21 protein-coding genes and 1 pseudogene are annotated in these 24,192 nt (G+C 65.6%); 19 read left to right on the top strand and 3 right to left on the bottom strand.

What is annotated here, in order from left to right; genetic code table 11:
* Window positions 1–111: 111 nt before the first annotated feature.
* The 12 genes from VQ045_RS13575 (at window position 112) to VQ045_RS13520 (ending at window position 11,506) form a co-directional block, all read left to right on the top strand.
* Entirely contained in the window at window positions 112–912 is an 801-nt protein-coding gene (locus tag VQ045_RS13575) for an ABC transporter ATP-binding protein (RefSeq protein WP_331830483.1), read from the top strand.
* Window positions 899–1,624: an ABC transporter ATP-binding protein gene (locus tag VQ045_RS13570; protein ID WP_331830482.1), complete on the top strand. Its 726-nt coding sequence runs from the start codon at window positions 899–901 to the stop codon at window positions 1,622–1,624. The genes VQ045_RS13575 and VQ045_RS13570 overlap by 14 nt, the downstream gene beginning before the upstream one ends.
* Window positions 1,624–2,520 carry a branched-chain amino acid ABC transporter permease gene (locus VQ045_RS13565; protein ID WP_327625788.1) on the top strand — a complete coding sequence of 299 codons (897 nt, stop codon included), beginning with the start codon at window positions 1,624–1,626 and terminating at the stop codon, window positions 2,518–2,520. Before VQ045_RS13570 ends, VQ045_RS13565 begins: the two co-directional genes overlap by 1 nt.
* Window positions 2,517–3,548, top strand: coding sequence for a branched-chain amino acid ABC transporter permease (locus tag VQ045_RS13560; protein WP_331830481.1), 1,032 nt, complete (start codon window positions 2,517–2,519; stop codon window positions 3,546–3,548). The genes VQ045_RS13565 and VQ045_RS13560 overlap by 4 nt, the downstream gene beginning before the upstream one ends.
* Before the next feature lie 14 nt (window positions 3,549–3,562).
* Window positions 3,563–4,726, top strand: a complete 1,164-nt coding sequence (locus VQ045_RS13555; protein WP_331830480.1) for an ABC transporter substrate-binding protein — start codon at window positions 3,563–3,565, stop codon at window positions 4,724–4,726.
* 76 nt (window positions 4,727–4,802) lie between these two features.
* Complete coding sequence (locus VQ045_RS13550; RefSeq protein ID WP_331830479.1) at window positions 4,803–5,594, top strand: N-formylglutamate amidohydrolase; 792 nt, start codon at window positions 4,803–4,805, stop codon at window positions 5,592–5,594.
* Window positions 5,591–6,481 (top strand): MurR/RpiR family transcriptional regulator, encoded by an 891-nt coding sequence (locus tag VQ045_RS13545; protein WP_331830478.1) that lies wholly within the window; start codon window positions 5,591–5,593, stop codon window positions 6,479–6,481. Before VQ045_RS13550 ends, VQ045_RS13545 begins: the two co-directional genes overlap by 4 nt.
* Window positions 6,482–6,529: 48 nt before the next feature.
* Complete coding sequence (locus VQ045_RS13540) at window positions 6,530–7,846, top strand: glutamine synthetase family protein (protein ID WP_331830477.1); 1,317 nt, start codon at window positions 6,530–6,532, stop codon at window positions 7,844–7,846.
* Between the two features lie 34 nt (window positions 7,847–7,880).
* A complete protein-coding gene (locus tag VQ045_RS13535; RefSeq protein WP_331830476.1) occupies window positions 7,881–8,621 on the top strand; it encodes an SDR family NAD(P)-dependent oxidoreductase in 741 nt (246 codons plus the stop codon).
* A 57-nt stretch (window positions 8,622–8,678) separates the two neighbouring features.
* Complete coding sequence (locus VQ045_RS13530; protein ID WP_331830475.1) at window positions 8,679–9,464, top strand: RraA family protein; 786 nt, start codon at window positions 8,679–8,681, stop codon at window positions 9,462–9,464.
* Window positions 9,461–10,834, top strand: a complete 1,374-nt coding sequence (locus VQ045_RS13525; RefSeq protein ID WP_331830474.1) for an amidase — start codon at window positions 9,461–9,463, stop codon at window positions 10,832–10,834. Before VQ045_RS13530 ends, VQ045_RS13525 begins: the two co-directional genes overlap by 4 nt.
* Before the next feature lie 30 nt (window positions 10,835–10,864).
* Window positions 10,865–11,506: a cysteine hydrolase family protein gene (locus tag VQ045_RS13520; RefSeq protein WP_331830473.1), complete on the top strand. Its 642-nt coding sequence runs from the start codon at window positions 10,865–10,867 to the stop codon at window positions 11,504–11,506.
* A 331-nt stretch (window positions 11,507–11,837) separates the two neighbouring features.
* Here the strand turns inward: VQ045_RS13520 and VQ045_RS13515 are convergent, their stop codons facing one another.
* From VQ045_RS13515 to VQ045_RS13505, 3 genes are all read right to left on the bottom strand, one after another.
* Window positions 11,838–12,134 (bottom strand): hypothetical protein, encoded by a 297-nt coding sequence (locus tag VQ045_RS13515; RefSeq protein WP_331830472.1) that lies wholly within the window; start codon window positions 12,132–12,134, stop codon window positions 11,838–11,840.
* Between the two features lie 412 nt (window positions 12,135–12,546).
* On the bottom strand, window positions 12,547–13,059 hold the full coding sequence (locus VQ045_RS13510; protein ID WP_331830471.1) for a GNAT family N-acetyltransferase: 513 nt from the start codon (window positions 13,057–13,059) through the stop codon (window positions 12,547–12,549).
* Window positions 13,060–13,062: 3 nt separating this feature from the next.
* Window positions 13,063–13,365, bottom strand: a complete 303-nt coding sequence (locus VQ045_RS13505; protein WP_327625810.1) for a type II toxin-antitoxin system TacA family antitoxin — start codon at window positions 13,363–13,365, stop codon at window positions 13,063–13,065.
* A 278-nt stretch (window positions 13,366–13,643) separates the two neighbouring features.
* Between VQ045_RS13505 and VQ045_RS13500 the strand changes: the two genes are divergently transcribed.
* The 7 genes and pseudogenes from VQ045_RS13500 to VQ045_RS13470 all read left to right on the top strand — a co-directional run bounded on the left by VQ045_RS13500 (window position 13,644) and on the right by VQ045_RS13470 (window position 24,111).
* A complete protein-coding gene (locus VQ045_RS13500; protein WP_331830470.1) occupies window positions 13,644–14,615 on the top strand; it encodes an ArdC family protein in 972 nt (323 codons plus the stop codon).
* A gap of 180 nt (window positions 14,616–14,795) precedes the next feature.
* Complete coding sequence (locus VQ045_RS13495; RefSeq protein ID WP_331830469.1) at window positions 14,796–16,895, top strand: ParB/RepB/Spo0J family partition protein; 2,100 nt, start codon at window positions 14,796–14,798, stop codon at window positions 16,893–16,895.
* 96 nt (window positions 16,896–16,991) lie between these two features.
* Window positions 16,992–17,411, top strand: a complete 420-nt coding sequence (locus VQ045_RS13490; protein WP_331830468.1) for a hypothetical protein — start codon at window positions 16,992–16,994, stop codon at window positions 17,409–17,411.
* Window positions 17,408–17,646 (top strand): annotated as a pseudogene (locus VQ045_RS13485) (DUF6117 family protein). The gene VQ045_RS13490 and the pseudogene VQ045_RS13485 overlap by 4 nt, the downstream one beginning before the upstream one ends.
* 95 nt (window positions 17,647–17,741) lie before the next feature.
* Window positions 17,742–22,058 (top strand): strawberry notch family protein, encoded by a 4,317-nt coding sequence (locus VQ045_RS13480; RefSeq protein WP_331830467.1) that lies wholly within the window; start codon window positions 17,742–17,744, stop codon window positions 22,056–22,058.
* Window positions 22,058–23,140: a DUF7146 domain-containing protein gene (locus VQ045_RS13475; RefSeq protein ID WP_331830466.1), complete on the top strand. Its 1,083-nt coding sequence runs from the start codon at window positions 22,058–22,060 to the stop codon at window positions 23,138–23,140. The genes VQ045_RS13480 and VQ045_RS13475 overlap by 1 nt, the downstream gene beginning before the upstream one ends.
* A gap of 296 nt (window positions 23,141–23,436) precedes the next feature.
* Window positions 23,437–24,111, top strand: coding sequence for a hypothetical protein (locus VQ045_RS13470; protein WP_331830465.1), 675 nt, complete (start codon window positions 23,437–23,439; stop codon window positions 24,109–24,111).
* The last annotated feature ends 81 nt before the right edge of the window (window positions 24,112–24,192 follow it).

The following is a 24,192-nucleotide window of genomic DNA, read 5'->3' as shown; positions in this document are numbered from 1 at the left end:
GCGCAGAAGCCGACTTGTAACAAATGAAATATGCGTGCTAGCTTTCTAACAAATGGAAGATATTCGGGCCGCGTCGGCCTGCATATGAGCTTGGCGGGGCACATTTCCTCAATGCCATCGGTATCCGAAGCCCTCCTGACGGTCGACGACCTCCGCAAGAATTTCGGAGGCGTGAAAGCGCTCGACGGCGTGACGTTCTCGCTGTCCGAGGGCGAACTGGCTGGGCTGATCGGCCCGAACGGATCGGGCAAGACGACCGCCTTCAACCTTCTCACCGGCGTCCTCAAGCCGAGCTCAGGCGCAATCCGCTTTCGCGGCGAGGCGGTCGGCGGCAATCCGCCGGAACGCAACGCACGGCTCGGCATGGCGCGCACCTTCCAGAACATTCGCCTGTTCCGCGATCTGCCAGTCATCGACAATGTGATGGTTGGCGTTCACATGCGCCACGGACCGGGTTTCGTGCCCACCGTCCTTCGCCTGCCCTCGGCGCAGAAGGCCGAGCGCGAGATCCGCGAGCGCGCCATGGCGGCCCTCGAGGTGCTTGGTCTCGCCCGCCGGGCGGAGGAAATCGTCGGCAGTCTGCCCTATGGCGACCAGCGCAAGGTCGAATTCGCCCGCGCGCTCGCCACCGAGCCGAGCCTCCTGCTTCTCGACGAGCCGACCGCCGGCATGAATCCGCAAGAGACCGCCGACCTCGGCGAGACCATTCGCCGTCTCCACGGCGAACTCGGCATCACCACCCTTCTCGTCGAGCACGACATGAAGATGGTGATGGGCCTGTGCCGGCACATCGTCGTGGTCAACCAGGGCATGGTGCTGGCTTCGGGACCGCCCGAGGTTATCCAGAGCAACCCGAAGGTGATCGAGGCCTATCTCGGCCGTCGCAGGAAGGGCACCGATGCTGCGGCTTGAGGATCTCCACGTTCGGCGCGGCGGCACCCATGCGCTGCGCGGCATCGACCTCACCGTCGAAAGGGGTGAGATCGTCGCGCTGATCGGTGCCAACGGCGCCGGCAAGACCACCACGCTGGCGGCCATCTCCGGCCTGCTGCGCCCCGAGAGCGGCCGGATCCTGTTTTCGCCCGAACAAGGCGCCGAACCTCTGGATCTCGGCCGGATGAAGGCCGACGGGATCGTCGCCGCCGGCATCTCCCATTGTCCGGAGGGGCGGCAGGTCTTCGCCAACCTCACGGTAACGGAGAATCTGCGGATCGGCGCCTATCTGCGCAAGGACAAGGCCGCGGTCGAGAAAGAAATCCGGGACATCCAGGCGATGTTTCCGATCCTGAAGACGCGCGGGTCCGTTCCCGGCGACCGGCTCTCCGGCGGCGAGCAGATGATGCTGGTGATCGGCCGTGCGCTGATGAGCCGGCCGAAGCTGCTGCTCCTCGACGAGCCCTCCCTCGGCCTGGCCCCCCAGCTCGTCGAGCAAATCTTCGAGATCCTCGAGCGAATCCGCAGCGAGGGCGTTACCGTTCTCCTCGTCGAGCAGAACGCCGCCATGGCCCTCGACATCGCAGACCGCGCTTATGTCCTGGAGGCTGGTTCCCTCGTCCTGTCGGGCACCGGCAGGGAACTCGCGCAGGACGCCGACGTCCGACGCGCCTATCTCGGGGCGGCCTGATGACCGGTTCCTACATTCTTGCCCAGCTCATCAACGGCCTGATCCTTGGCTCGATGTACGCGCTGATCGCGATCGGTTTCTCGATGATCTACGGCATCGTCCGGCTGATCAATTTCGCCCATGGCGACATCTTCACCATCGGCGCCTTCGCCACTCTGGCGAGCCTCGCCGTGGCGCATGCCCCCTTCCCTGTCGCGGTGGCGATCGTCCTTGCAGTCGGGGCACTCGCCGGCGTCATCATCGAGCGGGCGGCGTTCCGGCCGATGCGCGGCGCCCCGCAGGTAACCGGCTTCATCGCCTCGCTCGCCGTTGCGATCATCCTCGAGAACCTCGCGGTCATTACGATCAGCGCCCAGCCGCGCACCTTCGTGGTGCCGGCCTATCTCGGCCAGCTCCTGACTCTCGGATCGCTTAGCTTCCGCGTTATCGACGTCGTCATCGTCGTTCTGGCCATCGTGCTGATGATCGCCCTGGTCTGCTTCGTTCGCTTCACCAAGGTCGGAGTCGCCATGCGCGCCACGGCCGAGAACTATGACGTCGCGCGGCTTATGGGCATCAATATCGACCGCATGATCACCATGGCCTTCGCCATCGGCAGCGCCCTCGCCGCCACGGCCGGGCTGATGTGGGGCAGCAAATACGGTCAGATCAGCCCGCTGATGGGGCTGCTGCCCGGCCTGAAGGCCTTCGTCGCGGCAGTGATCGGCGGCGTCGGCTCGATCCCGGGCGCGATGCTCGGTGGCTACGTGCTGGGCCTGTCGGAGGTGCTGTTCGTCGGACTGCTGCCGCCCGAATTCTCCGGCTACCGCAACGCCTTCGTGTTCGGAGCGCTGATCCTCGTGCTCCTGGTGATGCCGAACGGCTTCCTCGGCCGCAACACGGAGGGCCGGGCATGAGTGGGCGCGACACCTTCCTGCCTCGCTTTGCCGCGATGGCGGCCATCGGCGCGGTCCTGGTCTGGGCGGCCAGGTCCAATTTCGACCCGTACATCCTATCGATCATCCAGTTCGCCGGGCTCAACGTCATCCTGGCGGTGAGCCTCAATATCACCAACGGCTTCGTTGGCCTGTTTTCCCTTGGCCATCCCGCCTTCATGACCATCGGCGGCTACGTCACTGCCATCCTGGTCATGCCGTCGGCGCGCAAGGGACTGATGCTGCCGGATCTGCCAGGGTTGCTCGTCGCACAGGAATGGGCGTTTCTGCCGGCGCTGCTCGCCGGCGGGGTGATCGCAGCCTCAGCAGCCGTGATCGTTGGCTTTCCGGTGCTGCGTCTGCGCGGCCATTATCTCGCCGTCGCCACACTCGGGCTGATCTTCATCGTCCAGAGCTTCGCGGTGAATCTGCGCGGCATCACTCGCGGCGCCTTGGGCCTCAGCGGACTGCCTGCCGAGACAACGCTCTGGTGGGTGTTCCTGTTCGTGCTGGCGACGATCTACGTCTGCTGGCAGGTCAAGCATTCGTCCCTCGGCCGCACCATGCTGGCGATCCGTGAGAACGAGCTCGCCGCTGCCTGCCTCGGCGTGAAGGTGGCGCGCACCCGCGTCCTCGCCTTCGCCCTCGGCGCCTTTTTTGCCGGTATAGCCGGCGGCCTCTGGGTGCATCTGGTTACCCTGATCAGCCCGTCTTCCTTCTCCTTCCTGCTCGCCTTCCAACTCGTCGTCATGGTGGTCCTGGGCGGCACTGGCTCAATCACCGGCGCGGCCATCGTCGCGGCTGCACTGACACTGTTCACCGAAATCCTGCGCCCCGTCGAGGAAGCCGCCGGGATCTTCGGCGCCAGCCAGATCATCGTCGCCCTCGCCGTGCTGCTGGTGCTGATCTATCGCCCCGCCGGGCTGTTCGGCACCGCCGAGCCCAACCTGTTCGCGTGGATTGGGCGCCTTGTCTCCCGATCCAAAACCCCCGCCGGATCAGCCGGCTAGCCAGGAGCAGTCCCATGCCGAACTGGAAATCAAAACTATCGGCGGTTGCCGTCGCCGCGATTGCGGTGGCCGCTTCCGTGCCGGCCCATGCGCAGGAGCCAATCTCCATCGCCGCCCTCTACAACGTCTCCAGCGGCGGTCTCGCATCGCTGGACGGCCCATCGCTGAACGGGGTTAAGCTCAAGGCGAAGATGATCAACGAAGCCGGCGGCCTGCTCGGCGGCCGGATGATCGACGTCAACGCCATGGATACCAAGAACGACACCGGCGAAACCGCCACTGCCGCCAAGCGCGCGTTGTCCATCGAAAATCTCGCGGCCGGCATCGGCCAGAGCGACACCACCTTCGCGCTGGCAGCCGCGCCGCTGTTCCAGTCGGCCGGCGTGCCGTTCGTGACCTCCGGCGCAACCTCGCCGGACCTGCCGGCCATGGTCGGCGACCAGATGTTCCTGGTGCCCTTCGGCGACGATGTGCAAGCGCACGCCATGGCCGAATATGCCTATGACAAACTCGGCCTGCGCAACATCGCAACGTGGACCGACAACGGCATGGACTACACCACCGGCCTGTCGAAATACTTCAAGGAGCGGTTCACCGAACTCGGCGGCGAGGTCTCGCTGGAAGATTCCTACATGACCAGCGACCAGGACTTCTCCGCTCTCGTGGCGCGGCTGAAATCGGCCGGCGACGTCGACGGCGTCTTCGCCTCCTCCGGTCCCGACACCGCCGGGATCATCGTCAAGCAGATCCGCGAGGCCGGCATCGCGGCGCCGATCCTGGCCGGTGACGGCTTCGACACCGACCTGCTGACCAGCGTTCCGGGGCCGAAGCTCTCCACCGACGTCTACTTCACCACCCATGCCTATACCGGCATCGACAGCGGACCGGCCGACGAATTCCGAAAGGCCTACACCGCAGAATACGGCAATGCGCCGGAGAACGCCTTCGCCGCGCTCGGCTATGACGCGATGGGCCTCGTCGCCGACGCGATCGAGCGGGCCGGCTCGGCCGAGCCGGCCGAGGTGACCAAGGCGCTCGCCAGCACCGATGGCTACGAGGCCGTGACCGGCACCATCGCCTACAAGGAGGGCAGCCGCGTGCCTTCCAAGCCGGTGGCCATCATGAAGGTCGTCGACGGCGAAGTGACCTTCGACACGACAGTCACGCCGCAGAACTGACGCAAGCGCAAGTGGCGGATCCGGAGTCTTTCGAGAGGCTTCGGGTCCGCCAACCGCGGGATGAGGAGGCCGGAACGTGAGCATCATCGATACACTGCTGCAAAGCGGCGACCCAGCCCCGGTCGGGGTGGAGAACCCGGGCGGCGCCTCGCCGATCCTGTTCGTCTCCGACCATGCCGGCGTGGCCATTCCCGCAGCCCTCGGTACGCTCGGCCTCGACGCGACGCAACTTGCCCGCCACATCGCCTACGACATCGGCATCTATGGCGTGACCACACGACTGGCTCGCGCCCTCGATGCCGCCTACGTCTTCCAGCCCTATTCGCGCCTCGTCATCGACTGCAACCGGCGCCCCGGCATGGCCCAGTCGATCATGACCGAGAGCGACGGCACCGTGGTTCCCGGCAATCGCGGCCTGTCCGAGGCCGCGGTCGTGGCCCGCCAGTCAGAGATCCTGGCGCCCTATCACAACGAGATCCTGGCGACGCTCGCCGCCCGCAAGGCGCGCGGGCTGCCGACGGTGCTCTTCGCCATGCACAGCTGCACGCCGATCTTCGGCGGCGAACCGGGACCGCGCCCCTGGGATATCGGCATTCTCGCCGACAAGGACTGGCGCATCGGCGACCCTCTGATCGCGCTGCTGGAGGACGAGACCGATCTGTGCGTCGGCCGCAACCAGCCTTACAGTGTCAACGCCGAGTCCGACTATACCATTCCCCTCCACGCGGAAGGCCCCGGCCTGCCCTATGTCGAGATCGAGATCCGCCAAGATCTCATCGGCGACGAGGCCGGCCAGCGCCAATGGGCGACGCTTCTCGCCGACGTATTTCCCCGCGCCGTCGCGGCCTCCCGGGTGCTCGCCGCATGACGACAGATCGCCCCGGATCCTCCGCGGAGGCCGCACCCGATATCTCGATCCAGGAGCGGGTGCGCCGCGCCTTGCCGAGCTTTACCGATGCGGAGGGGCGGGTCGCCCACGCCCTGCTGGGGGAATATCCCGTGGCCGGACTGGAGACAGTCGCCAGACTCGCCAAGCGCGCCGGCACCAGCGGCCCCACCATCCTGCGCTTCGTCGGCCGGCTCGGCTTCACCAGCTACGCCACCTTCCAGGAGGCACTGCGCAACGAGATCCATGTCCGCCTGCAGGGACCGCTGACGCGTTATTCGGCGCTGCCGCGCGGCGACGAGGCCGACCTGACACAGCAGGTCTCCGATGCCCTGCGCAGCAATATCGAGGGCGCTGCCCGCAACCTCTCGCGCGAGGACCTGGCGACGATCGTCGCCCGGCTCAGCGACCTCGAGCGCAACGTCTTCTTTCTCGGCGGCCGGTTCAGCTGGATGCTCGCCTCCTATTTCCACCACTACATGCGGGAGCTGCGGCCCGGCGCCCGCATCATCCGGGACTCCAATGCCGCGTGGGCTGACTATCTGCTCGACGTGCGGCCTGGCGACGTGCTCGTCGTCTTCGACTTCCGGCGCTACCAGGAGGACGTGGCTGAATTCGCCAAGGGCGCGTCGGCGCTGGGGGCCTCCGTCGTCCTGATCACCGACGTCTGGTATTCGCCGATCGCCGCCTATGCCAATTTCTGCATCGCTTGCCCAGTCAGCATTCCCAGCGCCTTCGACAGCGGCGCCAGCGGGCTGGCGATGGTCGAGATCCTGGTCGCCGGCGTGGTCGAGACGCTCGGCGAAACGGCCAAGGATCGGATCGCCGAGCTCGAAAAGCTACGCAAATCCAATAATTTCGGAGGCTGACCCGTGCACGATCGCAGCGCTCCCCCGCCAGACAGAAGGAACCCGGCCATGCTGCGCGAGCCGCTGACAATGTTCTGTTACACGGATCTGTCTGGCGCGGTTCGCGGCAAGGGCTTTCCCTCGCGGCTTCTCGACCAGCGGCTGAGGGGCGGTATCGGCTGGACCCCGACAAATCTGATGTTCACAGCCCTCGGCACGATCGCAGAATCCGTCTGGGGCTCCTTCGGCGACCTGACGCTGATGCCCGACCCCGACACCAGGGTCGAGGTCGATTTCGGCGACGGCACGCCGGCCGAGCGCTTCTTCCTTTGCGACGTCCACGACACCGACGGCACTCCTTGGGACTGCTGTCCGCGCACGCTGCTGAAGGAGGCGGTCGCCGCTCTCAAGGCCCGGACCGGTTTGACCCTGCGCGCCACCTTCGAGCACGAATTTGTCTATGCCGGCGCGAATGCCCGGACCGCCGACAATTATGCTCTCGACGCCGTCCGGCGGCACGGCGCGTTCGGCGAGACCTTCCTCGCCGCGCTCACCGCCGCCGGTGTCCCGGTTGACAGCTATCTGCCGGAATTCGCCGCCGGCCAGTTCGAGGTGACCGTGCCGCCGCTGGAGCCACTCGCCGCCTGCGACGCGGCCGTCACGCTGAAGGAGATGGCGCGGGCCACCGCCTGGCGCCTCGATTCCAGCGTCAGTTTCTCGCCGCGCCTGTCGCCGGACGGCCTCGGCAGCGGCGTGCATATCCATTTCAGCCTGTGGGACGAGGCAGGCAATCCGGTCAGCCACGACCCCTCCGGGCCGCACGACGTCAGTGCCCGGGCCGGCAGCTTCCTAGCCGGCATCGTCCGGCACATGCCGGCTTTGCTCGCCTTTACCGCCCCGTCCCCGGTCTCGTATCTGCGGCTCGTGCCGCATGCCTGGACCGGCATCTGGTCGAACATCGGCGTGCGAGACCGCGAGGCCGGCATCCGGATCTGCCCGATCTTCGGCCAGTCGGAGGAAGCCACCGCGCGGCAGTTCAACTTCGAGTTCCGGGCCGCCGACGCGACGGCCAACCCCTATCTCGCCCTCGCCATGATCATTCGCGCCGGTCTCGCGGGCCTCGACGAGAACCTCGCCATGCCCGAGCCGACCGTCGGCGAGGACCCTGAGGCGATGACGCTTGCCGTGCGCGAGGCCCGCAGCATCGCCCGCCTACCTTCGTCCGTAGACGCGGCAATGGCCGCCCTCGCTGCAGACGCTACAGTACAGGGTTTCCTGCCCAAGCCGCTGCTGGGCGCCTATCTCGCCAACAAGACGGCTGAATTTGCGATCGCGCGGGACTGGACGCCCGAGGAGATCTGCCGGCGCTACGCCGAGGTCTACTGACCGGGCGGCGGAGCATTTAAGAGGAGGCACAGGCTTGGGTAAACTGGATGGCAGGATCGCCGTCGTCACCGGCGCAGCGACGGGTCTTGGACGCGGCATCGCCGAACTCTATGCGCGCGAAGGCGCCGATGTCGCGATCGTCGACCGCAATGGCGAGGGGGCCCGCGCCGTTGCCGCAGGAATTCGCGAGACGGGGCGGCGCAGCCTCGCGGTAGAGGCCGATGTTGGCGACGAGCCGTCGGTCGAGCAGGCCTTCCGCACCATCGCCGAGGAGCTCGGCGACCCCGACATTTTGGTCAACAATGCCGGCATCGTCACCGTGTCGCGGCTGGTCGACATGACGTCGGCGACCTTCGACGAAATGCTCCGGATCGACCTGAAGAGCGTCTTCCTATGCACCCGCGCGGCCCTGCCGGCGATGCGCGCCAAGGGCTACGGGCGGATCGTCAACATCTCGTCACAGATTGCCTACAAGGGCGCCGAGGGCATGACCCATTATGCTGCGGCGAAGGCCGGCATTCTCGGCTTCAGCCGCTCCCTCGCCTACGAGGTGACGCGCGACGGCATTGCCGTCAACACGATCTGCCCCGGTCCCCTCGATACCGACATGAAGCTGCCGCCGGAATGGGCAGCGAAGAAGCAGTCTGAACTGGTGATCAGCCGCCAGGGGCTGGTGGCGGAGGTGACGCCCACCGCCCTGCTCCTCGCCTGCGAAGACGCAGCCTTCTATGTCGGTGCGACGTTCCACCCGAACGGGGGCGACATCATGGTCTAACCGCCGCCGGCGCCTCCCAGAACCCGCAGCAAGCCATTCGTCGCCCGAGGACAGTGCATGACCGACCACAGAGCCATCGCCGAAAAACTGCAGCGCATTCCGACGACGCTCGCCGCCGATCTCCTGAAGGATTGCGATGTGTTCGAACGCAGCGCCACCGGCTTCCGCCCGATCACGTCCGGCACAACGGCCTTCGCTGGCCCGGCCCGCACCATCGCCTTCCTGCCGGGCCGTCCGGAATTGCGGCTGCGCAAGGCGCCGCCGCTGCATTTCACCGAGATCGACGCGCTGGAACCGGGCGAGGTGCTGGTCCTTGCCGCCGGTGGAGCGGAACAGGGCGCGCTGCTCGGCGACATGCTGGCAACGCGCGCCAAGGCGCGAGGTGCTGCCGGTGCGGTGGTCGACGGCGCAGCGCGTGATCTCGCCGGCCTGGACGAGTCCGGGCTTCCGGTGTTCGCTCGCGGCCTCGCCCCTATGGCCGCCCATGCGACGCTCATCCCGGTGGCCAGCCAATGCCCGGTCCGCCTTGGCGACGTAACCGTCCTGCCGGACGACTGGATCCTCGCCGATGGCGACGGTATCCTGGTCCTGCCGCGGGCGCTGGTCGACCTCGTCATCGAGCGCCACGACGCGGCCTCGGTAAAGGAGCGGTTTTCGCGACATCTTCTTGTCACCGGCTTCGCGCTGGCCGAGGTTTTCCCCTTGCCGACCGCCCTGGAGCCGTTTCTCCAACGCATCGCCGCCACCGACGAGATGCCCGATCAGGCAGCGGTGCGGCGGGCGCTCGGCGCACCCGCCCTGCCGGGCGGCCAGACGCGAGACGCGAAGAGGCCGGGCGCATGAGCGGGACGGTCGACGGACAGAGCCTTCGCGAGATCAGCCGGCAGCTGGCGGACGGGTCGCTGCGGGCAGTTGCGCTCTGCGAGGCGACTCAGGTCAGACACGAACCCTCGCTCAATGCTTATAAAAGCTGGGCGCCGGCTTATGCCCGGCGGCAGGCCGAGGCGGCCGACGCGGCCTTTTCCGCCGGCATCCACCTCGGCGCCCTGCAGGGCATCCCGACCTCGGTCAAGGATCTCTACGGCGTTGCCGGTCTGCCGATTTTCGCCGGCTCGCCGCGCGAACTCCCGGCCGCATGGCGCCGCGAGGGCCCTGTGGTGCGGAGCCTGCACGGGCAGTTAGCCGTCGTCACCGGCAAGACCCATACCGTCGAATTCGCCTATGGCGGCCTCGGTACCAGCATGCACTGGCCGGTGCCATGGAACCCGGGCGACCGGACGGTGCACCGGGCGCCCGGCGGGTCGAGCAGCGGCGCCGGTGTCTCGCTGGTCGAGGGAACGGCGCTACTCGCCTTCGGTAGCGACACCGGCGGTTCGGTCCGCATCCCGGCGAGCTTCACCGGCACGGTCGGGCTCAAGACCACATGGGGCCGCTGGTCCCAGGACGGCATCGTACCGCTCAGCCCGAGCCTCGACACGCCAGGCATCCTGACCCGCAACGTCGACGACGCGGCCTTCGCTTTCGAGGCGCTGGAGGGCGAGACCGTGCCAGACGTCGAGAGTCTGGCCAATCTCCGTGTCGGGATTGCCGAATCCTTCTTCTTCGACCAAACGTCTCCGGGCGTCGCAGAACGGGTCGACGAGGCGATCGGAGCCCTCGAAGCCGCCGGCGCGTCGCTCGGCCCGTTAGCCCTGCCCGGCTGCGCCGAACTCTTCGATCTCTATCACCGGGGCGGCATCGTCGCGCCGGAACTGTTCCGCTTCCTGACATGCGACCTGCCGGAATGGCTGCCGACCCTCGATCCACGCGTGCGCGCCCGCCTGGAAGCCGGCAGCGCCCTGCCGGCCTCGGAGTATCTGCAGCGCAAGGCCCGCTATGCCGCGCTCGGCGCCGCAGCGGTCGAAGCGCTCGCCAAGGTCGACGTGCTGGTCGCGCCGACGGTGCCGATCACGCCGCCGCCGATCGCCGACCTGGCCGACGACGCGACCTATGCGCGGCTCAACATGCTCGCCCTGCGCAACACATGTGTCGTTAGCTTTCTCGGCCTCTGCGCCCTGACCCTGCCGATCGGGTCCGATGCCGCTGGCATGCCGGTCGGATTGCAGCTGATCGGGCCGCCGCGCAGCGAGGCCCGGCTGCTCGCGCTCGGACGCGTATTCGAGCGCCTTTTCGCGGCGAGAGCCATCTGGGAGCCGCCGACACACTTCTCCTGATTCCCCAGCCCATGCCCCAGAGGTCCGTCCATGCAACGCCCCGAAGATGCTTCCCTCATCCGCAACCGCCCATTCAATCCGAAGCGAACCTGCCTGCTCCTGATCGACACGCAGAACTACGTCTGGAACGACAATGTCGCGGAGTCGCTGCCGGGCTTCGACGCAACCGTGCGCCAGACCGTCATGCCCAATCTCCAGCGCCTCGTCGCGTCGTTCCGGGAGGTCGGCGCCGAGGTCATGTATACGGTGATGGAGAACATGACCCGGGACGGCCGCGACCGCAGCCTCGACTACAAGCTGTCGCAATTCTTCATCGGCAAGGATTCGTGGGAAGCCAAGGTGCTCGGCGCTCTTGCGCCCGGCGACGACGATATCGTCCTGCCGAAGACCTCCTCCGGCGTCTTCAACTCGACCAATATCGAGTATCTCCTGCGCAATATCGGCATCGACACGCTGGTGATCACCGGCTTCCTCACCGATCAATGCGTCGACCACACAGTGCGGGATGCCGCCGACCGCGGCTTCTATCCGATCTGCATCTCGGATGCCTGCGCCACCCATTCCAAGGAGCGGCACGTCAACGCGCTTGCCGCCTTTGCGGGCTATTGCCAGACGTTGACCACCCAAGAGATGATCGGTCTCGCCACCCGCTCTTCATCCGCCCGGGAGTGAGACAGGCGCGAATGTATTCAGCATTCCCAGACCCGCGCGGCAGAGTTGTATGCCAATTTTATCGCGCTTGAGGTCCGCTTGCACGGCGTCACAGACTGACTTGATTGTCGAAAACTCAAGGTAGGCGATGCAGTATAGTGCCCGGCGCGTTCTCGATCCCTGAGTTCGCTCCGGCCCCACGCCATCATCGACCGTTACACCATGCTGTCACTGCAGTGCTGGATACTCGGGTTTTTTTCGGCGATCCGTCAGCGACTTAGGGGAATCGGGGAGGAATGCCGTCCTCTCCGCCAGACCCAGCTATTGATTCCCCGTATCTGAAGCAGCCGATTTAGTTCTGGTTGCCTGCCGTATGGGCCTCTGGATCTTCCGAAAGACCAGCCTCCGGGTTGGTCGGCTTGCCGCTCGCTGCGCCTTTAACCGCCTCGACCGCCTCGTCTTGCCGCCGGACGGCGGTCGCAGGCGTCTCCACCGCCGGTTTGCGCCAGTATTCCGGCCAGGGCGCCAGCCGATGGCGATTCCATTCGGCCGGCGGGTCCGCAATGGCGTGATCGACAGTCGCGCGACCGGACAGGGCGTCGCGCCGGACCGCCAGCGAACCGGTTCGCCTCAGGGTTCGCAAAGTCACCAGGACGGCGCCCGAGCGACAGGCAGACAGGCGGATCGCACGGGCAACGATCGCGACGTCGCCGTCATCGCACGCGACGCCGTCGATCGGGAAACCGCCGAAATCTCAACGACCTGATCCCCAAACCCGATCGCCGACGCACGAAGGGGTCCGATCGGACCCCTTCGTGCGTCGTGTCTGCCATCGCCGTTGGCGTGGTTTTACTCGGCCTCTCTGGCCTGGATTTGCTCCGTCGTTGACACAAAAAAGCAAAGGCTGAAAAGCAACTCGATCAGACATTCGAGGTTGGAAAAATACTTATCAGCGCCGCTCTCGATCCAATCTGCTCGTGCAACGGGCTTCGCTCGACCGCCGTCGGAAAAAACGGGACTTTCTGTGGATGCACTCCGCCAGCCTTTGCCATCGCCCACTCCTATTTGAACAGTGCTTCAATATCGGCCATAGGCCGAAACAGCGTCATGGGCTGATCCCGAAGTGGCAAAAAACTCTCCCGCTCGTAAAACCTTCGGGCGTTCTCGTCTTTGGCATCAACGATGACCGCGAAAGAGGCGATTTCGCTCCGCGCTGCGCGATAGAGGGCATCGGCAAGGAGAAAGCGGCCATAGCCTTTTCCCTGCTGGCGTCGGTCAACCGCGAGACGACCGATAAGCGTCGCCGGAACCAGCGGGTATCGCGGCAACTTGCGCACAAGCTCCGCTGGCAGTTCCGTGAGGTTCACCGCAGTGGATGATAGCGTGTAGTATCCGCCGATCGCCTTGTCGGGCAGCACCAACACAAAACACGCCGCTATATGCTTTCTGACATCCTGACCGGCCTGCGTCCGAAAATATCGATCGAGCGTCTCTACCCCGCTGTCGAACCGAGATCGGTCATGCTGAGGTCCGAGCACCTCGACTCGCCATATTTCCTCGGAATCGCCATCCACGCGTCAGACACCGGTTCTCTGGCGATAGCGGCGCACGGTATCTCGCAGACGGTCGTTCACCGGCTGCGGGTTCATCAGCGCCTGCACGAAAGCCTGGCTGTCACGAAGCGACAGATCTAGGCGCTGATGCTCCTTGATCGCGCGGCGGGCGGCCTCCTCAACGCTCGTCAACACAAAGTCCGTCACCGTGCGGCCATGCAGCGCGGCAGCATGCTCTATCAGGCTCTTCTGGTCGGCCGTCACACGCGTCTCAAGACGCTCCCCACGGACCCGACCCCGAGTTGGTTTCATTACGGACTCAACCATCTTGATATCTCCTATACACCCAACGTACGGCCAATGGCCGGACTTTTCAAGGTTGAACGTCTATTCGACCCACGCACCCAGCACTCCTGACCACAGCTCACTCAATTCTCCCCCCTCCCCGCTCCGCCCGACACGGAATCCGTACCGCCATTTGCCCGCAAACCCAGCTTTCTGGTTTTGCGGATGCGGCCCGAATGAGAGTGAGAGTGCGGACGGGTTTGCCGTGACGGGTTGAAAGCCGGAGGAGAGGCCCTCGGCGCCCGTCGCGGAGAACCGCGATGCCCAGAAACAAGCGCAACGCCGGCGCTAAGCGCGATCGGACCAACCTCTATGACGAAATCACCACGAAAATCATCGGCGAGCTGGAGGCGGGCCGCGTGCCCTGGGTCCAGCCCTGGGCGACGGCGGCCGCCAAGGCACCGCTCGCCATGCCGAACAATGCCGCGACCGGCCGGAGCTATTCCGGCATCAACGTATTGATCCTCTGGGGCGCCGTCATCGAGCATGGCTTCCCCGGTCAGAGCTGGCTGACCTTTCGCCAGGCGCTGTCGCTCGACGGCAATGTCCGCAAAGGCGAACGCGGCACCACCGTCGTCTATGCCGACCGCTTCGTGCCGGAGGACGAGAAGCGCCGTGTGCGCGAGACCGGCGAGAACGCCCAGGCGATCCCGTTCCTCAAGCGCTTCACCGTCTTCAACACCGACCAGTGCGAGAACCTGCCCGAAGACGTCGCGACCGCCGCGCCGCCGGCGCCGGTCGGTCTGATGGAACCGCGCGTCGATGCGCTGATCGCGGCGACGGGGATCGACTTCCGCATCGGCGGCAACCGGGCCTTCTACGCGCACGCGCACGACTATGTGCAGGTGCCGCCGCCGCAGGCCTATTTCGAGCCCATAAACTGGCACCGAACGGCACTCCATGAGCTCGGGCATGCTTCAGGTCATTCTTCCCGGCTCGACCGCGACATGTCCGGCTCGTTCGGCTCCAAGAAGTACGCCTTCGAGGAGCTGATCGCCGAAATGAACGCGGCTTTCTGCTGCGCTTCGCTCGGCATCGTGCCGACGGTGCGGCACGCCGACTACATCGGCTCATGGCTGGAAGTCCTGAAGGAGGACAACCGCGCCATCGTCCGCGCCGCCTCCAAAGCGAGCAAGGCGGCGGACTGGCTGCTCGGATTTCTGCCGGAACGCGAGACGGTGGCGGCCGCGCGGGATCGGGATGTGGCCGACCCGGCTTACGCGGAAGCGTAAAGCCGGAATCACGCCTTTCCGGTTCCGCGGCGGCTCCGGAAGAGAGGGAGAGGAGTGAAGGGGTTTTCGTGACGGGTTGGAGGCAAGAGAGAGGCTCCCATTCCTCCGTGAAGAAGCCCCACCGGGGCTTCTTCTGCCCATCCTGGGCATCCGTCGTCGCCCCATCACGGAGAACCGATCATGTCTTTCAAGAAACTCACCCTGTCGTCCTCGCGCGACATCCCCTTCAACAAGCTGGTGCTGAGCCAGTCCAACGTCCGCCGCATCAAGAGCGGCGTCTCGATCGAGGAGTTCGCCGAGGATATCGCCCGACGCGGTCTCCTGCAGAGCCTCCACGTCCGTCCCGTCGTTGACGAGGACGGCAACGAGACCGGCATGTTCGAGATTCCGGCCGGCGGCCGCCGCTACCGGGCGCTCGAACATCTGGTCAAGGCGAAGCGTCTGAACAAGACGGCACCCGTGCCCTGCGTCGTGCGTGAGGCGGGCAACGGCATCCTCGCCGAAGACGACTCGCTCGCCGAGAACACGCAGCGCGAGGCGCTGCATCCGCTCGACCAGTTCCGCGCCTTCCGGACCCTGCGCGAGAAGGGTCAGTCCGAGGAGGAGATCGCTGCCGCCTTCTTCGTCCCGGTCAACGTCGTCAAGCAGCGGCTGCGGCTCGCCGCCGTCTCGCCGAAGCTGCTCGACCTCTATGAAACCGACGAGATGTCCCTCGATCAGGTGATGACGTTCACCATCAATCCCGATCACGACCGGCAGGAACAGGTCTGGGAGGCACTCGATTCCTCCTGGTCCAAGGATCCCTACCAGATCCGGCGCTTGCTCACCGAAACCACTGTACGGGCATCCGACAAGCGCGCCGTTTTCGTCGGGCTCGCGGCCTATGAGGAGGCTGGCGGTACGATCTTGCGAGACCTGTTCCAGTCAGACGATGGCGGCTGGCTGCAGGATGCGGCTTTGCTCGACCGGCTCGCCACCGAGAAACTCAAGGCCATGGCCGCAGAGATCGCCGAAGAGGGTTGGAAGTGGATCGAGGTCGCCGTCAACATGCCCTATGACGCCGCCTACGGCCTGCGCCGGATCGACGGCACGCCGGTCGATCTGACCGACGAGGAACAGGCGATGATCGTGAGCTTGGAGGCCGAATATGCCGAGCTCGAAGCCGATCATGCGAAAGCCGAGGAACTGCCCGAGGAGATCGACGAACGGCTCGGCGAGATCGAAACGGCGCTGGCCACCTTCGAGTCGCGACCGTTCATCTACGATCCCGACGAGATCGCCCGTGCCGGGGTATTTGTCAGCATCGGCGGCAACGGCTCGCTGTCCATCGACCGCGGCTACGTCCGCCCCGAGGACGAGGCACCGGAGGATGGTGAAGGCGCGACTGCTGGCATGGACGGGTCCGACGCATCGACGGGTGCCACCATCTCCGTTGCCGGTCAACAAGCGGCCCCGGAGGACGAAGAGGATGACGGCATCAAGCCGCTGCCGGACCGGTTGGTCATGGAGTTGACCGCGCACCGGACGCTCGCTTTGCGCGATGCGGTGGCGGGCAATCCGCACATCGCCATGACCGCGCTGCTGCATAAGCTGGTGACCGATACATTCGGGCGATACGCCGCTTCGTCCGGATGCCTCGAAGCCTCGGTCCACCATGTCTTCTTCCCCGCCCAGTCCGCCGACCTGAAGGACAGCCTGTCCGCGAAGTCGGTGAACGAGCGGCAGGAGGCGTGGAAGACCGACATCCCGCAGGACGACCAGGCGCTGTGGGACTGGCTCGACGCGCTCGATGACGCCAGCCGCATGGCGCTGCTCGCCCATTGCGTCAGCTATGGCGTCAACGCCCTCTACGAGAAGGTCGATCGCTACGGCGCAGGACTGTCGAAGGCCGGTCTCGAACGCCGTCTCGGTCAGGCAAACCGTCTCGCCAAGGCCGTCAAGCTCGACATGATCGAGGCGGGCTGGAAACCGACGGCCGCCAATTATCTCGGCCGCGTCACCAAGGCACGCATAGTCGAGGCGGTGCGGGAGGGTGTCGGCGAACAGGCCGCCCAGCTCATCGATCATCTGAAGAAGGGCGACATGGCCAAGGAGGCGGAACGGCTCCTGGCCGACAATGACTGGCTGCCCGAGCCGCTGCGACTGACCGACATCGACGACCCGTCCGACGAGGCGGGTGACGATGAGGGCGAAGCGCTGCCGGAATTCCTCGCCGATGACGAGGACGCGGCAGACGACGCTGATGAGGCCGAAAGCGATCATCTGGTCGCGGCCGAATAACCCGACACCGGGGCGGCATTGGCTGCCCCGGACCTCCCATTTCCCATCCACCGAGCCCGGCAGACAGCCGGGCTCTTTTCGTTTCAGGAGCCTCACATGGCAGACTATTACACGCACTTCTCCTGCCTGCTCGACGTGGGCACACCCGCGAACGCCGTGCGTGCCCTCGATCTCTACACCCAGCTCTCCGTGGACGGCGTATCGGAAGACCCGCCCTCGGACGGTTTCGCGCTGTCGATCGAACCCGAACATGGTGGCACCCGACCCTGGATGCGCGATGACGTCACCGGCGATCAGGAATCTCTGATCACCTTCGTGCGGATTTGCGCGAAGGAATTCGGGCTTACGGGCCGCTGGTGCTTCCAATACGCCAACAGCTGTTCCCGCCCGCGTATCGACGTCTTCGGGGGCGGCGCGCATGTGATGGACCTTGCCACCGGTGAGACCGTCGGCTGGATCGACACCCATGGTTGGCTCGCGGACACCATAGCGGATGACGATGGAGGCGCGCCATGAGCATCCCCGACCATGCTCGCAGCAATTTCGAGACACTTCTGCGAGCGGCGGGAGACGGCAATCTCGCCCTGAATGCGCGGACGCGGCGAGCGGAGCACCCCGCTACGTCCTCTGCGCGGTCGGCCGCGACGGTGACGACTATGTGTTCACGCCGTTCGGCCATCTGGCCGACGGCAACCCCTTTGACGCGTATCTGCCGCCGGACCCGTCCGGTGAGGATTCGGACGGGACGTGAGAGGGAGAGGAAGGCTGGGACGGGTTCGAGCCGATGCGGGGAAGAGAGAGTGCCCGCCGGTTCGTCCCGTTCCCGCTCTCCTGAAAGCCTGTCCCATGACATCACCATCTGTGCTCGCGGCACCCGCTGCATCCTCATCCGACGTCCCAAATCCGGCCGACGCAATCGCGCAAGCCGCTGGCCTCCTTCTTCCCCATCTCGAACGCGGCGCGCGGATCGACGCCGCCATGCTGCGATCGGCCATGGAATCCGCTTTCGGCGCGTCCGATACGTCCGGCGCCTGGGATTGGAAGGCCGGTTATGACGCCTGCGAGGCGGCGACCATTCTGTTTCTGCGCAAATACGCAAAGGCACTGAAGCGCAAAACCGCGTCTTCGGTCCAACTGCTCGCTTTGCTCGACAGGATTGCGGGCCTCCTTCCCACCCACACGCGCCGCTCCGAAGAGAGCCAGGCCCTGCAGCAATTCTCGACGCCGATCGGTCTCGGCTTTGCCGCCAGCACCGCCGCAGCGATCGCGCCGGACGATCTGGTTCTGGAACCCTCGGCGGGCACCGGTCTTCTCGCCATCCTTGCCGTGCTTTCCGGCGGGTCGCTCGTCCTGAACGAACTGGCCGACACCCGCGCCACGCTGCTGTCCCAGCTTTTTCCAGATCATTCCGTCACCCGCTTCGACGCAGCGCAGATCGACGATCACCTCGATCCCGCGATCCGCCCTTCCGTTATCCTGATGAACCCACCCTTTTCGGCGACGGCGCATGTGTCCGGCCGTATGGCCGACACGACCTACCGCCACATCGCCTCGGCGCTGGCGCGCCTTGTCGATGGCGGGCGTCTGGTGGCGATCACTGGCGCGGGTTTTGCGCCCGATGCACCGAAATGGCGCGATGCTTTCGTGACGCTGCAGGAGCGCGGACGCGTCGTGTTCAGCGCCGCGATTGATGGCGCGGCCTACGCGCGGCATGGGACCACCATCGACACACGTCTGACCGTGATCGACAAGTGCCCGGCCGACGATCCCGGCTGTTTTCCGGCGTCTCCCGGTATCGCACCCGACGTGGTCACGCTGTTACGGTGGGCGACCGAGCATGTGCCGCCGCGCTTGCCGGTCGCATCGTCCGCCCCCGCAATATGGATGCCGAGCGCGGCACTTCGAGCCACCCGTCCTTCGGGAGCGGCTCCGACGCTCACTGCGCCCGAGGGCGAGGAACTCGCCTATGACACGGCCGACTGGACGCCCGCCAACGACGGGCAGATCACCGAGGCGCTGTATGAGGATTACGGATTGCAGTCGATCCGTATTTCCGGGTCTCAGGCGCATCCAACCAAGCTCGTCCAATCCTCGGCCATGGCCTCGGTCGCGCCGCCCACCCCGAGCTACCGCCCGCATCTGCCCCGCCGCATCGTTACCGAAGGCGACCTGTCCGATGCGCAGCTCGAATCCGTCATCTATGCCGGCGAAGCCCATGGCGACCATCTCGCGGGTTCGTGGACGGTCGATGAGACCTGCGATCTTGTCGCGGCTGCTCCGGACGATGTGGTGGACGCCGTTCGTTTCCGGCGCGGCTGGTTTCTCGGCGACGGCACCGGCGCGGGCAAAGGCCGTCAGGTCGCGGGCATCCTGCTCGACAACTGGCTGAAGGGCCGCCGCCGCGCGGTCTGGGTCTCCAAATCCGACAAGCTGATCGAGGATGCACAGCGCGACTGGTCGGCGCTTGGCATGGAGCGGTTGCTGGTCACCCCGCTCTCACGGTTCCGCCAGGGCACCGACATCCGTCTGGGTGAAGGCATCCTGTTCACCACCTATGCCACGCTACGCTCCGACACACGTGAGGAAAAGGTTTCGCGCGTCCAGCAGATCGTCGACTGGTTGGGCTCCGACTTCGAGGGAGTAATCATATTCGACGAGAGCCACGCCATGCAGAATGCCGCAGGGGGCAAATCCGAACGCGGTGACCAGGCGGCCTCGCAGCAGGGCCGTGCCGGACTGCGCTTGCAGCACGCGCTCCCGGATGCGCGCGTGGTCTATGTCTCGGCGACCGGCGCCACCACGGTCCACAATCTCGCCTATGCCCAGCGGCTCGGCCTCTGGGGCGGCGAGGACTTCCCCTTCGCCAGCCGCGCGGAATTCGTCGAGGCGATCGAAGCCGGTGGCGTCGCGGCGATGGAAGTGCTTGCCCGCGATCTGAAGGCCCTCGGCCTCTATGCGGCACGCTCGCTCTCCTATGACGGTGTCGAATACGAGCTGCTCGAACATGCGCTGACGCCGGAGCAAATCCGCATCTACGACGCCTATGCCGGGGCGTTCGCGATCATTCACAACAATCTCGACGCGGCGATGCGGGCGGCCAACATCACCGGCTCGACCGGAACGCTCAACGCCCAGGCCAAGGCCGCCGCGCGTTCAGCCTTCGAAGGGGCCAAACAGCGCTTCTTCTCGCATCTGATCACCAGCATGAAGACGCCGTCGCTGATCCGTTCGATCGAGCGCGATCTTGAGGGCGGCCACGCCGCTGTGATTCAGATCGTCTCCACCGGTGAAGCGCTGATGGAAAGGCGTCTCGCGGAAATTCCCACCGAGGACTGGGGCGACGTGCAGGTCGACATCACGCCGCGTGAATATGTGCTCGACTATCTCGCCCACTCCTTCCCTGTGCAGCTCTACGAGCCGTTCACCGACAGCGAGGGCAATCTCTCGTCGCGTCCGGTCACCCGCGACGGTCAACCCGTGGAAAGCCGCGAGGCCGTCGCGCGCCGTGACCGGCTGATCGAGCGGCTTGCCTCGCTGCCGCCCGTGCATGGTGCGCTCGACCAGATCGTCCAGCATTTTGGCACCGACACAGTGGCCGAGGTGACGGGCCGCTCGCGGCGGATCGTACGCAAGTCGGGCGGCAACGGCATCGACCGACTCGCGGTCGAGACCCGCGCCGCATCGGCCAATCTGGCCGAGGCGCAGGCTTTCATGGACGACCACAAGCGCGTCCTCGTGTTCTCAGATGCGGGCGGTACGGGCCGGTCCTATCACGCCGATCTCGGCGCGAGGAACCGGCGGCTGCGGGTCCATTATCTGCTCGAAGCCGGGTGGAAGGCCGACACCGCCATCCAGGGGTTGGGACGGACCAACCGGACCAACCAACAGCAACCGCCGCTGTTCCGGCCAATTGCCACCGACGTGAAGGCGGAAAAACGTTTCCTCTCCACCATCGCACGGCGGCTCGACACGCTTGGGGCGATCACCAAGGGCCAGCGCCAGACCGGCGGTCAGGGCCTGTTCCGCGCCGAGGACAATCTCGAAGGTCATTATGCCCGCGACGCGTTGCGCCAGCTTTATCTGCTTCTGGTCGGCGGCAAGATCGAGGGCTGCTCGCTGCAGACCTTCGAGGATTCGACGGGGCTGGCGTTGATGGATGCCAACGGCATCAAGGACGATCTGCCGCCGATCACCACCTTCCTCAATCGGCTGCTGGCGCTCACCATCGCCGTGCAGAACGTCCTGTTCTCCGCCTTCGAAGAGTTGCTCGCCGCCCGAATCGAAGGCGCTATCGCGGCCGGTATCTATGACATCGGCCTCGAAACGCTGACCGCCGAAAGCTTCACCGTCACCGACCGTCAGGTCATCCACGCCCATGCGGGCACGTCGGCCGAGACCGCCCTGCTGACGCTCGCGCGGCGCGAGCGCAACCGGCCCGTGACGCTCGATGAAGCGCTCGATCATCTCGCCGATCCGCGTGCGGTCCTGCTCGTCAACACCCGTTCGCACCGCGCCGCCGTGCAGGTGCCGACGACCAGCCTCATGCGTGACGATGGCAGCATCGAGCCCCGGGTGCGGTTGATCCGTCCGATGGAGCGTATGGCCGTGGCACGGGCGGAGATGGCGCAAACCCATTGGGAAGAGACCGACCGGAAAGGTTTCGCGCGGTCATGGCGGACCGAACTGACGGATGTTCCGAAATTCACCTATACGACGATCCATATCGTTTCCGGGCTATTGCTCCCGATCTGGAAGCGTCTGCCGACGGACTCGACGCGGGTCTACCGGCTCCAGACCGATGACGGCGAGCGGATCATCGGTCGCCGCGTGCCGGCGGCCTGGGCGGCAACGGCCTCGGCGACGGGTGCGATGTCCCTGACAACCGATGACGCTTTCGCGGCATTGACCGAGGGCCGGACGATCCTCGAACTGGCCGAACGCCTGCAACTGCGGCAGGTCCGCATCATGGGGGCCTATCGCATCGAGCTGTCGGGCTTCACCGACGCGATGCGCGAGCGCCTGAAAGCCGATGGGCTGTTCGCCGAGATCATCTCCTGGAAGCTGCGCCTGTTCGTGCCGACCGACGATCATGGTCCCGCAATCCTGGCAAAGCTGCTTGAACGCTATCCCGTCGAGCGCATCGCCGAGCGGGAGGCAGTGTGATGGCCCGCGACGCAGCAGAGCTGGCCCGCCGCCTTGCCCGCAATGCCGAGGCGGTCTGCCGGCAATATCTCCCGAACGGTCACCGTGAAGGCCGCTACTGGATGATCGGCGACGTCAGAAACACACCCGGCCGGTCGATGTTCGTCCGCCTCAAAGGATCGGACAGCGGCAAGGGCGCGGCGGGCAAATGGACCGATGCGGCCACCGCCGAACATGGCGACTTGCTGGACATCATCCGCGAGCGTTGCGGGCTGGTCGATTTTGCGGACGTTGCCAAAGAAGCTCGGCGGTTCCTCAACCTGCCCCAACCTGAACCGCAGACCGACCCTAAACCGCGACCCGCATCGGCCCCCACCGGGTCGCCCGAAGCAGTCCGACGGCTGTTTTCCATGGCACAGCCGATTTCCGGTACACTCGCAGAAACGTATCTGCGCAATCGCGGCATTACGGATTTGCACGAAACCGCAAACCTGCGGTTCCATCCACGCTGTTACTACCTGCCCGACCGCTATTCTGAGACCGAGACATGGCCTGCACTTGTCGCTGCCGTCACCGACTTCGATAGCACAATCACCGGCGCGCATCGGACGTGGCTCAATCCGGACGGCTTCTCCGAGGCTAATCTCGGCAAGGCCCCCATCGACACCCCGCGCCGCGCGATGGGCAATCTGCTCGGCCATGCCGTCCGGTTTGGGGTGGCACAGGATGTCATGGCGACGGGCGAAGGCATCGAAACCATGTTGTCGCTAAGGATGGTCTTGCCCGAAATGCCGACGGTGGCTGCACTCTCTGCTGCCCATCTCGCGGCCATCCTGTTCCCGGCAACCTTGCGCCGTCTCTACATCGCCCGTGACAACGACCCGGCTGGAAATGGCGCAATGGAGACATTGGTCGACCGGGCGCACGAGGCTGGGATCGAGGCCATCACTCTGTCGCCACGGCTCGGGGACTTCAACGAGGATCTGCGCCTGCTTGGCATCGATGCGCTTCGAAGCGCGATGCGGGTCCAGATCGCATCGGACGATGTCGACCGCTTCATGGCTGGAGCAGAATCGGCAGGGAGGGAGGCGGTGCGCAATTGATCGTCCCGTGCCGCGACCGGTCCGGGATATCCCTCTGCATCGGAGAGACGCGCGACCTCGGCCTTCTCAGAGGGCGACAGAACGGCAAACGGCGCGGACCGGCAATGGCTGCGCGCGGTTCTTTTCCGGCGGCGGCTAAGCCGCCTTTCCATCGCGAAACAAAAGAACCGGTCGCAGCCATCCTTCGCTGCGCTTTGGCCCTTCGCTTCGCTCCGGGTGCAGGTCCGCCCCGCCCGCCGTCTTGCGTCGCCATGAAGGCCGCGGCGGTCGCGGTCGATTCGACGAAGGAGCATCCCATGTTCACCGATCCCGACGACACCGCTGACGAGCCGCACCACAGCGCATCGCCCACCGACACGATCTGCACCGAACTGCAACTGCACGGCTACCGACATTCCGAAAACGACCCCGATCCGCGAGAGGTGCCGGAAGATCACCGTATCGAAGGCGCCGTCGCCGACATCTTCGACGCCCTCGTCGCGACGATGGCGGATACCAGCCTCAATAACGACCTCGACGAGCTGCTCTGGTCGGCGGTCAACATGTTCCACCGCGCCACCGACCGGATTGAGCGCAAGCTCGACGATAACGAGCAGGCGCAAAAACGCGGCCAGCGTGAACAGGATGGCACCGAGGTCAAGGCCGTCCAGCTCGAACATTTGATCGCCGTCGGCCAGTCCTTTCTCGAACGCCGCAACTGCATGGAAGTCTTTCGCGACAACGCTGCCGATCACTATCTCCGTCTGACTGGGTCGCCTTGGTCACCGCGATCCGGATCACGGGTCAACCATCGCAATCTCACATCTGCGATGATCGACAGCCGCGACTTCCTCGCCGCAAAGAAGCGCGCCGATACCGAAGTGCATCTGCCCACAGGTCCAAAGATCGCTCTGACTGGCGGGCTCGAATTCAACGACCACCATCTGATCTGGGCCAAGCTTGAGAGCGCCGGTGCAAAAATCCACCACTGAAGCGGCCGGATATCTGGCTGTTGGCCGGAGCAAAACTCCGCCAGTGATAGCCTTCGTGCCTTTGGCCGAGGGCGGGGATGA

Source organism: Aurantimonas sp. E1-2-R+4 (genome assembly GCF_036549515.1).
GTDB classification, from domain to species: Bacteria; Pseudomonadota; Alphaproteobacteria; order Rhizobiales; family Rhizobiaceae; genus Aurantimonas; species Aurantimonas coralicida_A.
Note: the sequence above shows the minus strand (reverse complement) of the source record. Positions and strands in the feature narration are given on the sequence as shown.

Bases quoted from the DNA above. Each gene is read 5' to 3' on its own strand.
- VQ045_RS13575 (WP_331830483.1), top strand. From the start codon at position 112: ATGCCATCGGTATCCGAAGCCCTCCTGACGGTCGACGACCTCCGCAAG.
- VQ045_RS13570 (WP_331830482.1), top strand. From the start codon at position 899: ATGCTGCGGCTTGAGGATCTCCACGTTCGGCGCGGCGGCACCCATGCG.
- VQ045_RS13560 (WP_331830481.1), top strand. From the start codon at position 2,517: ATGAGTGGGCGCGACACCTTCCTGCCTCGCTTTGCCGCGATGGCGGCC.
- VQ045_RS13475 (WP_331830466.1), top strand. From the start codon at position 22,058: ATGGCCCGCGACGCAGCAGAGCTGGCCCGCCGCCTTGCCCGCAATGCC.
- VQ045_RS13545 (WP_331830478.1), top strand. From the start codon at position 5,591: ATGACGACAGATCGCCCCGGATCCTCCGCGGAGGCCGCACCCGATATC.
- VQ045_RS13470 (WP_331830465.1), top strand. From the start codon at position 23,437: ATGTTCACCGATCCCGACGACACCGCTGACGAGCCGCACCACAGCGCA.
- VQ045_RS13490 (WP_331830468.1), top strand. From the start codon at position 16,992: ATGGCAGACTATTACACGCACTTCTCCTGCCTGCTCGACGTGGGCACA.
- VQ045_RS13555 (WP_331830480.1), top strand. From the start codon at position 3,563: ATGCCGAACTGGAAATCAAAACTATCGGCGGTTGCCGTCGCCGCGATT.
- VQ045_RS13540 (WP_331830477.1), top strand. From the start codon at position 6,530: ATGCTGCGCGAGCCGCTGACAATGTTCTGTTACACGGATCTGTCTGGC.
- VQ045_RS13525 (WP_331830474.1), top strand. From the start codon at position 9,461: ATGAGCGGGACGGTCGACGGACAGAGCCTTCGCGAGATCAGCCGGCAG.
- VQ045_RS13520 (WP_331830473.1), top strand. From the start codon at position 10,865: ATGCAACGCCCCGAAGATGCTTCCCTCATCCGCAACCGCCCATTCAAT.
- VQ045_RS13495 (WP_331830469.1), top strand. From the start codon at position 14,796: ATGTCTTTCAAGAAACTCACCCTGTCGTCCTCGCGCGACATCCCCTTC.
- VQ045_RS13480 (WP_331830467.1), top strand. From the start codon at position 17,742: ATGACATCACCATCTGTGCTCGCGGCACCCGCTGCATCCTCATCCGAC.
- VQ045_RS13565 (WP_327625788.1), top strand. From the start codon at position 1,624: ATGACCGGTTCCTACATTCTTGCCCAGCTCATCAACGGCCTGATCCTT.
- VQ045_RS13505 (WP_327625810.1), bottom strand. From the start codon at position 13,365: ATGGTTGAGTCCGTAATGAAACCAACTCGGGGTCGGGTCCGTGGGGAG.
- VQ045_RS13500 (WP_331830470.1), top strand. From the start codon at position 13,644: ATGCCCAGAAACAAGCGCAACGCCGGCGCTAAGCGCGATCGGACCAAC.
- VQ045_RS13530 (WP_331830475.1), top strand. From the start codon at position 8,679: ATGACCGACCACAGAGCCATCGCCGAAAAACTGCAGCGCATTCCGACG.